The sequence below is a fragment of the Stenotrophomonas sp. YJH_SMC_119 genome (assembly GCF_059368315.1).
Window position 1 is genome coordinate 152,982 of record NZ_JCAFRP010000001.1, and the last position, 12,340, is coordinate 165,321.

At 67.0% G+C, this 12,340-nt stretch carries 7 protein-coding genes; 3 read left to right on the forward strand and 4 right to left on the reverse strand.

What is annotated here, in order from left to right; all coding sequences use genetic code 11:
• Window positions 1-28: 28 nt before the first annotated feature.
• From tldD to AC5P6S_RS00765, 4 genes are read right to left on the reverse strand one after another with little or no spacing between them, the layout of a single operon-like run.
• A complete protein-coding gene (gene tldD / locus AC5P6S_RS00750) occupies window positions 29-1,474 on the reverse strand; it encodes a metalloprotease TldD (protein ID WP_012480923.1) in 1,446 nt (481 codons plus the stop codon).
• 60 nt (window positions 1,475-1,534) lie between these two features.
• The gene (locus AC5P6S_RS00755; RefSeq protein WP_495204428.1) at window positions 1,535-5,389 is read right to left on the reverse strand and encodes a YhdP family protein; all 3,855 of its coding nucleotides are present in this window, start codon (window positions 5,387-5,389) and stop codon (window positions 1,535-1,537) included.
• A 30-nt stretch (window positions 5,390-5,419) separates the two neighbouring features.
• A complete protein-coding gene (gene rng / locus AC5P6S_RS00760) occupies window positions 5,420-6,907 on the reverse strand; it encodes a ribonuclease G (RefSeq protein ID WP_005410529.1) in 1,488 nt (495 codons plus the stop codon).
• Window positions 6,900-7,508, reverse strand: a complete 609-nt coding sequence (locus AC5P6S_RS00765; RefSeq protein ID WP_065183444.1) for a Maf family nucleotide pyrophosphatase — start codon at window positions 7,506-7,508, stop codon at window positions 6,900-6,902. The genes rng and AC5P6S_RS00765 overlap by 8 nt, the downstream gene beginning before the upstream one ends.
• A gap of 131 nt (window positions 7,509-7,639) precedes the next feature.
• Here AC5P6S_RS00765 and AC5P6S_RS00770 point away from each other — a divergent pair, with 131 nt between their 5' ends.
• The 3 genes from AC5P6S_RS00770 (at window position 7,640) to AC5P6S_RS00780 (ending at window position 12,272) form a co-directional block, all read left to right on the forward strand.
• On the forward strand, window positions 7,640-8,377 hold the full coding sequence (locus AC5P6S_RS00770) for an SIMPL domain-containing protein (RefSeq protein WP_065183443.1): 738 nt from the start codon (window positions 7,640-7,642) through the stop codon (window positions 8,375-8,377).
• Between the two features lie 213 nt (window positions 8,378-8,590).
• A complete protein-coding gene (locus AC5P6S_RS00775) occupies window positions 8,591-9,241 on the forward strand; it encodes an energy transducer TonB (protein ID WP_012480926.1) in 651 nt (216 codons plus the stop codon).
• A gap of 196 nt (window positions 9,242-9,437) precedes the next feature.
• A complete protein-coding gene (locus tag AC5P6S_RS00780) occupies window positions 9,438-12,272 on the forward strand; it encodes a TonB-dependent receptor (protein WP_012480927.1) in 2,835 nt (944 codons plus the stop codon).
• Window positions 12,273-12,340 lie beyond the last annotated feature (68 nt).

Here is a 12,340-nt window from a genome sequence, read left to right on the forward strand (position 1 = left end):
GGGGCGGTGGCGCTGGCCATCGCCCGGCTCAGGCCTGGGTACCGCCGACGGTGATGCCCTCGATCAACAGCGACGGCTGGCCGACACCCACCGGCACGCTCTGCCCGTCCTTGCCACAGATACCCACGCCCTCGTCCAGGGCCAGGTCGTTGCCGACCATCCGCACCTTCTGCATGGTTTCCGGACCGTTGCCGATCAGGGTCGCCCCCTTCACCGGCGCGGTGATGCGGCCATCCTCTATCAGGTAGGCCTCGGTGGCCGAGAACACGTACTTGCCGCTGGTGATGTCGACCTGGCCGCCGCCGAAGTTCACTGCATACAGGCCCTTCTTCACCGAGCGGATCATTTCCTGCGGGTCGTGCTGGCCGGCGCGCATGTAGGTATTGGTCATGCGCGGCATGGTCAGGTGCGCGAACGATTCGCGACGCCCGTTGCCGGTCGGTGCCATGCCCATCAGGCGTGCGTTGAGGCTGTCCTGCATGTAGCCGACCAGGATGCCGTCCTCGATCAGCGTGGTGCACTGGCTCGGGTGGCCTTCGTCGTCGATGTTGAGCGAACCGCGACGCCCGTCCAGGGTTCCATCGTCGACGATGGTCACGCCCGGTGCCGCCACGCGTTCGCCGATGCGGCCGGCGTACACGCTGGTGCCTTTGCGGTTGAAGTCGCCTTCCAGGCCGTGGCCGACCGCTTCATGCAGCAGCACGCCGGGCCAGCCAGGTCCCAGTACCACCGGCATCACGCCGGCCGGCGCCGGCACGGCGTCCAGGTTCACCAGCGCCTGGCGCAGGGCCTCGCGCGCAAACGCTTCCGGGCGGCCATCAGCGAACAGTTCCCCGTAGCCATAGCGGCCACCGCCACCGGCATAGCCGGACTCGCGGCGGCCGTTGTGTTCGACGATCACCTGCACGTTCAGGCGCACCAGCGGGCGCACGTCAGCGCCCAGCACGCCGTCGCTGCGCGCGATGAGCACCGTGTCCACGCCGCCGGACAGGCTCACCATCACCTGCTTCACGCGCGGGTCGGCGGCACGCAGGTAGCCGTCCAGGCGCTTCAGCACCTCGACCTTTGCCTCGTTGCCGACGCCATCGATGGGATCCAGCGCCGGATACAGCGCGCGTGAATTACCGCGCAGCAGCGAGCGCCCGGACTGCGCGCCACCCTCGCGCGAAATCGCACGCGCCGACTGCGCCGCGGCCAGCAGCGCGTCGGCATGGATGTCGTCGGAGTAGGCGAATCCGGTCTTCTCGCCGGACATCGCCCGTACGCCCACGCCTTGCTCGATGGAATGGGCGCCGTCCTTGACGATGCCGTCTTCCACGCTCCAGCTCTCGCGGCGGGCGTGCTGGAAATAGAGGTCGCCGAAGTCCACACCGGGGCCGAGCAGCTGGCCGAAGGTGCGCTCCAGGCCAGCGGTATCCAGCCCGCCGGGGCGCAGCAGGCGATCTTGGGCAAGCGTCAGGGCGATATCAGTCATGGTTCTCGATCTGGGGGTGCTGGGGCGCTCAGGCAAGCCCCGTGAACAGGAGGTCCACGCTCAGCGTGAGCGTGGCAGGTCGGTAACGGGCGGCAGAACGGCCGGGGCCGGGCGCGGCGCGGGCGCTGGCGGGGTCTTGTCGCGGCTGCGTTCGATCACTTCCACCTTCGGCTCCTTCCATGGACCGGTCACCTTGTAGGTGCGGGCGCCGATCTCGCCGAGCGGTTTGGACAGTACCGCATTGGTGGCCGCGCCGAGCGCCGCGCCCACCGGGCCACCGGCCACCGCGCCGACCACCGTCAGCAGGTTGCCGGCGCGCGGGTTGACATCGATGGTCTGGTCGAACCGCTGGTTGCGCAGGTCGGCCTGGCCGCGGATGGTGATGTTCGCCGCCGGGCCCTCGATCAGTACCTTGTCGGTGCGGGCCATGCCCTGCCCGAACTGCACGCTGCCGTCGACCTGGTTGAACGCGAAGCCCTTGGAGAAGAAGTCGCGGAAGTCGAACATCAGGCGCCGCGGCAGCTGGGTCACGCTGAGCAGGCCCAGCACACGGCCAGCGCCCGGCTCCAGCTCCAGCAGCTGGCCATTACGCGCGTGCAGATCAAGGCTGCCCTGCAGATTGGCCAGCTGGAAGTCCGACGGCCCCCCGCTCCAGGAGGCCTGCAGCTGCGCCTGGCCAGAGCCGCCACGCAGCTGGCCGCCGTAGTCGAGGTTCTGCATCAGGGCGCCCAAGTCCTCGCTGCGCACCTGCGCGGTCAGCTCGGTGCGGGCACCACCGGTGCGACCCAGCCAGCGACCGCTGATGTCGATCTCCTGATCGGGCGCGCGGAAGCGCAGCTCGTCCACGTTCAGGCCATTGGCCAGCGGCCGCGTACGCAGCACCGCCTGGCCCAGCACCACCTTGCCGAACTTCAGGTCGGCAATGTCCAGCGCGAACGGCGGCAGCTTGGCCGGGTCCATGTCGTTGGCGCCGGCCTGCACCCGGGCTGGCGCGGCCGCGCCCGGCGCCGGCGGCAGCGACTGCCAGTGCACACGGTCGAGTCGGCCACTGATGGTGCCTCCTTCGGCGTTGGGTACGGTCAGGCGACCGGCCAGCGAAGGTCCCTCCAGGCGCACGTCCAGCGCCTGCGGTCCCGGCTGCAGCTGCAACCGGGTCTGCTCGAAGACGCCGCCGATCAGCATCAGCTTGCCGACCTGCACGTCCACTGCACGCAGCGGCATGCCGTCATCGTCGTTGCCACCACGGGCCAGACTGATCCACTCCAGCGCATCCAGAGTCGGGCTGCGGCCATTGACGGACAGTCCGCTGGGCGGCGGCTCGCGATCGGCATGGTCGCTGCCCAGGGTGACCTGCACACCGGTGCGGTTGTTGTGGCTGCGCGCGGCCAGGGCCAGACGCTGGCCAAAGGCCACATCGATGCGACCAGCGCCCATCGGCAGCTGCGCGGCCACCGTGGTCGCCAGCGGCTCGGTGGCCGGCTTGTCCAGCGGTGCCGGCAAGTCCAGGCGGGTTCCTACCAGATCCGAACTCAGGCGCAGTTCGCTGGGCGGTGCGGGCGCTCCCGGTGCGACTTTGGGCAGGTTGACCGCGATGGTCCAGGGCGAGTTACCCGCGATATAGGGCTTGAGCCACGCCATTTCCGGGGCGCGGTCAATCAGCACACCGGCATCGAGGTTGGCCGTCAGCTGCGACTCGAACGCCAGCCTGCTGTCGTGCACGTAGCCGCCGGCACGCAGGCTCAAGCGGCCGTCCTGACCGAGGTGGCGCACCGCCAGTTCCTCGGCACCGAAGCCACCATTGCTGTAGCGCGCCTGCCCATGCATGTTGTCGAAGGCCAGCTGGAAGCGCTTGTCCACCAGCTTCACACCATTGAGGTCGACCGTGCCCTGCAGGTGACCGCCGCCTTCATCGTGGTGCAGCGGCTGCAGCAGGTCGAAGGTCACATGCGCCGGGCCCGCAGCCGTGAGGTTGTCCAGGGTGTCGCCATAGTCCTTGTGCAATGGGCTCTGCCGCAGCATTGCCAGCAGTCTGCCGGCCTCGCTCTGCGCATCGGCACGCACGTACAGCGGCTGCTGCCCGAAGTCCTGGATGCCCGCCTCGAATTTCTGCACCGCTACACCGGCCAGGTCCCCGCGCCCATGCATGTCGAAGCCGGGGCCGATGAAGGCGATATCGGCGTCGACCTGGCGCATCAGCGGCCAGTCGTGCTGGAAGCGGATGTCGCCGTTGGCGATATGGCCGGTGGCCTCGAAGCGGCCATCGTTGTTGTCGAACGGCCAGTCGTCCAGGTCACCGCTGACCAGGCCGATGCCATTGCGCACCTGGCCGCCGGCCAGCGCCATGTCCAGCCAGTCGGTGGCGCCCTTGCTCATCTTGGAGTGGATCCAGAAGCGCTTGGCCGCCGTCATCGGCACATCGTCCAGCTTGGCCGCCAACTGCAGCCAGGGCCGCGTGCCGTCGCCCTGGAACCAGACACCACCGCGCACATCGGCCGCGTAGTCGGTGCCTTCCACGCGCATCGCCGCAGTGCCGATACGCCAGCCACCGGCCTCGTCACGCCAGCCCACGATCTGGCCCGCCAGGTGCAGGTCATGCCGCACGCCGAAGCCGGTGGGCCAGTCGAACTGCAGCTGCCGTTGCGGTTGCAGCTGCAGGCTGAAGCCATCGGCGTCGCCCTCGAAATGTCCCCCCAGGCCGCGCAGACCCGGAGAATTGCCAACGCTGGCAAAGCCCAGCGACTGCAGCTCGCCCTGTGCCCGCAACGGGCCATCACGTTCGCCGGCCAGTTGCAGCTCTCGCACATCCAGCTGCGGTTTGGACAGGAACAACCAATGGCGCAGGCCTGGCTCGAGGCGATCACTCAGCGCCAGCGCACGCAGCGCCGTACCGGCCTGTACTTCGCCGGAACTCACCCGCAGCTGCCTGCCAACCTGCAACTGCAGGCCATCGAGCTGTTGTTCGCCGTCTTCGGTCTTCAAACGAAGGCGCGGTACCTGCAGCGCCCAACCATCGGCCTGGCGCTGCCAGCGCAGGCGCGCCTGCAAGCGCTGCAGCTGCAACCGCGGCGTTGCCACGTCGGGCATCGGTGCACCGTCGACGCGCACGTCACGCAGGTCCGAATCGGTGGTCAGCGCCACCGGCGCGAAGTCGCGCAGGGTCAGCCACAGGTTCAGCTCACCCTTGCCTTCGCGCAGGCGCACGCCACCAGCTGCCAGCAACGGCGACCAGGCATGGAAATCAACAGGATCGGCACCCAACCAGGCCTGCCCGTTGCCGCGCGCGCGGTCCACGTCCAGCACTGCGGTCAGCGGCAGGGCATCGGTCTGCGCCCAGGCACGCACGCCCACACGCAGGCGGTCGCCATTGACGCGCAGGCGCAGATCGATACGCGGCAGGGTGGTATCGATACCCAGTCCCGGTGCATGCACACCCAAGCGGCCATCGATCACCTGCAGCTCGCCCAGCCGGCGCAGCGCGTCCAGCGGGTCACCGCCCGTGTCTGACTTCGGCAGGCCACGCACCGACCAGCGGCCGTCCTTGCCCTGCTGCAGGTCCAGTGCCAGGCCACGCAGGCGCAGCTCGGTCAGCGAGCGACCAGGCAGCATCCCGCTGTACATTGACACCAGCACTTCGGCCTCGCCGATGGCCAGGCCCTGACCGGCGCCGATGCGCAGGCCCTTCAGCTGCAGCAGCGGACCACGCCGGGTCCAGGCCGTCTGCAGCTGGTCGAAATGCACCGGCTGGCCGGCACGCTCACTCAGCCAGGCGGCAATCCTGTCGGGGTGACGCTCGGCCAGCGGCAGCAGCTGGCTGAGGGTACCCACCAGCAGTGCCAGCCCGACCAGGCCTACCGCGCAGGCGGCAATGAAATGACGGCGGATCCTTCGCAGTCGCAGGCGCGGCGGCGCGCTCATCGGCCACCGCCGGCCTGCGGCCGGCGAGGATCAGAGCAGAACGACATCGAATTGCTCCTGCAGGTACTGCTCGTCCGCCTGGAAGCGGATGCTCTTGCCGAGGAATTCCTCCAGCTCGGCCACCGCCGAGGATTCCTCGTCGGTGATGCGCGCGACCACCTTGGTCGAGGCGATCACCAGCAGGCGTGCGGCATCGAACTGGCGCACGGCACGGGTGATCTCGCGGAAGATCTCGTAGGTCACCGTTTCGGTGGTCTTGATGCTGCCACGGCCACTGCACTGCGGGCACGTTTCCGACAGCTGGCGCTCCAGGCTTTCCACCGTGCGCTTGCGCGTCATCTCCACCAGCCCCAGCGGCGAGAAGTCGTACACCGTGGTCTTGGCATGGTCGCGGGCCAGCGCCTTTTCCAGGGTGCGCAGCACCTGGCGGCGATGCTCGGCATCGTCCATGTCGATGAAGTCGATGATGATGATGCCGCCCAGGTTGCGCAGGCGCAGCTGGCGGGCCACCGCCTGTGCCGCTTCCAGGTTGGTGCGGAACACCGTCTCTTCCAGGTTGCGCTGGCCGAGGAACGAACCGGTATTGACGTCGATGGTGGTCATCGCCTCGGTCTGGTCGATCACCAGGTAACCACCGGATTTCAGCGGCACCTGCTTGTCCAGCGCACGGCCGATCTCGTCCTCCACCCCGAACATGTCGAAGATCGGGCGATCGCCTGAATACAGTTCCAGCTTCTCGGCCAGCACCGGCATGTACTTGGCCACGAACGCCTGCAGCTGCGCGAAGGTTTCCTTCGAGTCCACCTTCACCTTGTCCACGTCCTTGCGGATCAGGTCGCGCACCGAACGCAGCGGCAGGCTCAGGTCTTCATAGATGTTGCTGCACGAGGCCGCTTCGCGGCCGCGGCGCTCGACCACGTTCCAGACCCGCGACAGGTAAGCGATGTCCTCGGCGATGGCCTCGGCCGGCTGGCCCTCGGCATTGGTACGCACGATGTAGCCGTAGCCGCCATGCTGCGCAGACAGCTCGGTCACCAGGGCCTTCAGGCGGGCGCGCTCGGCTTCATCCTCGATGCGCGCGGACACCCCCACCACCTTGGATTGCGGCAGCAGCACCATGTAGCGCGACGGAATGCTGATCTGGGTGGTCAGGCGTGCGCCCTTGGTGCCGATCGGGTCCTTCACCACCTGCACCACGATGTCCTGGCCGTCACGCAGCAGCTCGACAATGGGCACGCTGGCCGGCGGCGGCAGGGTCGTGTTCTCGGTGTCTGCACTGGCCACCGGGGCCGGGCGCACCACGTCGTTGGCGTGCAGGAACGCGGCGCGCTCCAGGCCTACCTCGACGAACGCGGCCTGCATGCCGGGCATGACCCGCTGCACCTTGCCCTTGTAGATGTTGCCGACCACACCCCGGCGCCAACCGCGCTCGATGTGCAGTTCCTGCAGCATGCCGTTCTCGATCACCGCGACCCGGGTCTCGCGCGGGGTCACATTGACCAGGATTTCCTCAGACATCGGCAGCCTCCCTGGCGGCATCGGCAGTGGGGGCCAGCACGCCACAGCGCGCCAGCAGACGATCGGTATGCAGCAATGGCAGCCCCATGACGCCGGAGTAGCTGCCGGAAAGATGTTCGATCCAGCGCTCGGCCCCGCCCTGGATGGCGTAGGCCCCGGCCTTGTCCAACGGCTCGCCGGTGGCGACATAGGCGGCGATGTCGGCGGCGGCGATCGGGGCGAAGGTCACTTCGGAAATGACCAGTTCGCTGTCCAGCCCGTCGGCGCCGACCACCACCACCGCAGTCATCACCTGGTGGGTGCGCCCGGCCAGGCGCGCCAGCATCGCGCGGGCGCCGGCGGCGTCGGCCGGCTTGCCGAACACTTCACCGTCCAGCACCACCTCGGTGTCCGAGCCGAGCACCCGCGCCTGCGGATCATCGGCCAGCATCCGGGCCAGGCCGGCGCGCGCCTTGTCGGCGGCGACCCGGCACACATACTGTTCGGCGCTTTCAGCGGGCGCGCGCTGCTCGACGACCTCCAGGTCCAGGGCCTGGAAGGGGCGTCCGAGTCGGGCCAGCAACTGGTTGCGTCGGGGGGAGCGGGAAGCAAGATAGAGCATCGGCACAGCATAACCTGAGGCCGCCACCTGAATCGTCGGCAACCCGTCCCGGAACGCGTTGAACCCCGAACGGGCTCACAGCGCGTTCATCGCTACGACACCACCCTCAACGGCACAACAAGGAGTTCTCCATGCGCCTGACCGCCACCCCGCTGCTGCTTGCCCTGTCCCTCGCCCTTGGAACCTCGATGACTGCCCATGCCGCCCCGTCGTCGCCGTCGATCGCCGCCGCGGCCGAAGGCACGCTGCTGAACATCTCGGCCAATGCCGAAGCCACCCGCGTACCGGACGTGGCCACCCTGTCGGCCGGCGTGGTCACCCAGGCCGTCGATGGCAACAGCGCCATGCGCCAGAACGCCCAGCAGATGGACAAGGTACTGGCCGCGATCAAGGCCGCCGGCATCGCCGAGCGCGACGTGCAGACCAGCGGCGTCAGCCTCAACCCGCAGTACCGCTATGCCGACAACGAAGCGCCGAAGATCACCGGCTACCAGGCCAGCAACACGGTCAGCCTGAAGGTCCGTGACATCGCCAAGCTCGGCAAGGTGCTGGACGCGCTGGCCGCTCAGGGCGCCAACCAGATCAACGGCCCCAGCTTCGAGATCGACCAGCCGGAACCGGTCTATGACGAAGCGCGCCTGGCCGCGCTGAAGAAGGCCCAGGCCCGCGCCCAGACCTATGCCAAGTCGCTCGGCCTTCAGGTGCGCCGCATCGTCAGCATCTCCGAGAATGCCGGGGGTGGTTACCGCCCGATGCCGATGATGCGGACCATGGCCGCCGGCGCGGCGATGGACAAGGCCACGCCGGTCGCCCCGGGCGAATCCACTGTGTCGGTCAATCTGGACGTGGTGTTCGAGCTGGGTCGCTGATCCCATCCGTTCCGGTAGACAGAGGCGGGTCCCGCAGGGGCCCGCCTTTTTCATGGGCCGGGGCGGCTGGCTGAAGGCCAGCCCAACGGTCCTGCCCCTGCCTCTAGGCAGTGGCTGGGGCCTGGCGTTAATGATTGGCTGCCAGCCGCGTGCGGCAACCCCGCCACGGGCCCTGGTGCGTTGAGGACTTCGTCACTGGCATGGAGGTGGACCATGGTTCGTACGTATCCCGTTGCATCCCCGCACTTCGACCCCGCCCGCGTTGCCGCCTGGAGCGCGGCCATCGCCCTGCACCTGCTCGCGTTCCTGTTGCTGCTGATCCCGGCGACCTACCAGGCCGTGCAGGTCCCGCGTGACAAGACCACGGTCAGGCTGATCGAGAAGATCCCGCCAACGCCGCCCCCACCGGTGCTGCAGGAACCGAAGGAAGTCGCCCGGGTCGTGCCGAAACCGCAGGCACAGCCGGCGACACCGCCACTGCCGGCCCCAACCGCGACCGTGGAGGAAACGCAGGGCATCATGCTGCCGGCCGCCGAACCGGCCCCGCCGCAACTCGCGCCGAGCATCGACACCCATGCACCGCTGGCCGGCGCCCAGCTGCAATACCGCAGTGCCCCGCCACCGGCCTATCCGGTCGCCGCACTGCGCAACCATGAGCAGGGCACGGTGCTGCTGCGGGTGGAGGTCGACAGCAGCGGCCAGCCGGTCGCGGTCAGCATCGAGCGCAGCAGTGGCTCGCGCCACCTGGACCAGGCTGCGCGCCAACAGGTGCTCAAGCGGTGGCGCTTTGAACCGGCCCAGCGTGATGGTATAGCGGTACCGGCCATCGGTTTGGTGCCGGTGCAGTTCTCGTTGCCGGACTGACGACCCGGGCCGGTCCGACCGCCTGTCGGACCGGCCTTCGAGACCGAACTGCCAAACTCGGCAAAGTTCCAGTTCAAACGTTACGGATTAAGCAAAATTTCACGACTTCGTCACCCGTCGGAAACCTAGATTGGCCCGTCCCGGATACTCCGGAGACAGCCCTCAACGCTACGGTTTTCCAGTTAGGAGAGAAGCTGTGAAACACCTGATCCAACGGCCCGCCAGCCGCCGCCGCTGCACCCTGGCATCGTCCATCACCCACATCCTTACCGGCGGCACATTGCTGCTGGTTGGCGCCGCGGCTTCCACCTCCGCCTTCGCGCAGGAGAAGGCCACCAACCTGGACCGCATCACGGTTACCGGTTCGAACATTCCGCGCACCAACACCGAAACACCGTCCCCGGTGCAGGTGGTGACCCGCCAGGAAATCGACCGCACCGGCAAGACCACGGTCGCCGAATACCTGCAGACCCTGACCGCCGATGGTTCCGGCTCGATCCCGAAGACCTTCGGCAACGGCTTTGCCGGCGGTGGTGCCGGCATCTCGCTGCGCGGCCTGGGCGCGGGTTCGACCCTTGTCCTGTTGAATGGTCGTCGCATGGCCACCTACGGCCTGGCCGATGACGGCCAGAAGGTCTTCACCGACCTGAGCACCATCCCGCTCGACGCCGTTGAACGCGTGGAAGTGCTGAAGGACGGCGCCTCGGCGATCTATGGCTCCGATGCCATCGCCGGCGTGGTCAACATCATCCTGCGCAGTGATTTCCAGGGCGCGATCCTTCGCGGTTCCTACGGCCTGTCCGGCGACAGCGATGGCGACGCGAAGAAGGCGACCCTGACCGCCGGTACCGGCGATCTGGCCACCGACGGCTGGAATGCCTTCTTCAGCCTGGATGTCGCAAAGACCGACGCGATCAAGATCAGCGATCGCAAGAACCGCAAGTGGATCGGTACCGGCGATACCCGCCCGTGGGGCTATGGCAACAACGCCCAGTTCCTCGGCGGCGCTTTCCTCAGTGGAAAGACCCGCGGCGGTGTTGGTCCGAACGGTTCGGTGTACGACGATCGCAATGTGACCGAAGAGAATCCGGCCTTCCTGGTCGCTTTGCCCGGTTGTGCTGGTCTTACCACGATTCCGGGCCAGACAGAGGCATCCGCGCAGGCGCAGGGCTGCTTGTGGGATCCGAACCAGCTGTATCGCGATCTCACCCCGGAAGAGAAGTACGTCAACGTGTTTGGACGTGCCAGCTTCGCCTTTGGTGAAGGTGGTGAGATCTACACCGAAATCGGCTACTCAAAGAAGGAAACCACCTTCAGCAACACCCCGTCTGGCGTTTCAGGCGGCTGGGGCTATCCGGGTGGCCCGGTCAACGCCAACAGTGGCGACGGCGCTACGGTGCTGGGACCGAATCATCCAGATAATCCGATTCCGGGCCAGGCCTCGCGCCTGCGCTATTCGGCCTGGGATGTCGGCCCGCGTGTAACCAACAACACCAACGAGTTCACCCGCTTCCTGGTCGGCGTCAAGGGCAACTGGGGCGACTGGAGCTACGACACCGCGTATCTGCACTCCGGCACCGACCTGGTCAACAAGCGCACCGGCTTCCTCAACTACGACAATGTACGTTGTGCACTGGCCAACCCAAACTGCGCTGGTGGTGTTTGGCGCATCGGTGACAATGCCGGTATGAACTCGCAGGCCTTGTACGACTTCATTTCGCCGGATATCAGCGCACGTGCGAAGTCGAGCCTGGACATGTTCGACTTCACCGTGTCGCGCAGCCTGATGGACCTGAAGGGTGGCCCGCTGGGCCTGGCGCTGGGTACTGAATGGCGCAAGACCAGCAACAGCCTGACCCCGCAGACCTACACCGACCAGGGCCAGATCATCGGCCTGGGCTACTCGGCCTACGACGGCACCCAGAACGTGTACGCCGGTTACGTCGAGCTGTCCGCACCGGTGCTGGAAACCCTGGAACTGTCCGGTGCGGTGCGCTACGACAAGTACGAGAGCGGTGAAGGCAAGGCCACGCCGAAGATCGGCATCAAGTGGACGCCGGCCGATTGGATCGCACTGCGCGGCAGTTATGCGGAAGGCTTCCGTGCACCGAACCCCGCCGAGAACGGCGATGGTGGTCTGGCAGCATTCTCCAATGCGTCCGACCCCGTGCGTTGCCCGGGCGGCAATCCGGCACCAGGTGCAAACGACGACGACTGTGGCGCTCTGCCGGTCGCCATCATCACCCGCCCGAACAAGGACCTGAAACCGGAAGAGTCCAAGAGCTATTCGGTGGGTATCGTCCTGCAGCCCACGTCCACGACTTCGCTGACCATCGATGCCTGGCAGATCAAGCGCACCAACGAAATCGCCCAGGGCAGCACCTCCGAAGCCATTGCCGCCGGCAACGTGTTGCGTGACAACAACCTGCTAAATGGCGTACCCGGTACCGGCAGCATCCTGGCGGTCAACACGCAGTACATCAATGCCGCATCGACCCGGGTCCGGGGTATCGATACAGATATCCGCCAGACCTTCGATATCGGCCCAGGTCAGCTGGAGATGGACCTGCAGTGGAGCCATGTGCTCAAGTTCGAGCGCACCGATGCCGACGTGACTGTCGACTACGCCGGTACCCACGGCAACTGCGACGTGACCAACTGCATCGGCACGCCAAAGGACCGCATCAACTTCGGCACCACCTGGAGGCAGGGTCCGTGGAGCGTCAGCGGCGTTGCCAACTACATCTCGAAGATGGACAACAAGGACTTCCGTGGTCCGAACGGCTCCTACCTCTTCGCGTATGCAGACGGTACGGACGTCAAGAAGATCTCCTCGTTCACCACCTTCGACCTGTCGGGCCGCTGGAACATCACTGAAGCCTTCGAGCTGAACGCCTCGGTGCAGAACGTGTTCGATCGCATCGCGCCGCTGGATCCGTCCACCTACGGCGGTGTCAATTACAACCCGCTGCACTTCAGCGGCGCCATCGGCCGTTACTTCACTGTCGGCGCCAAGTACACCTTCAAGTGATACCGTTCAACGCACCACCTTCGAAGGCCCGGGCATCTGCCCGGGCCTTCGTCGTTGCGGCCCCTTGC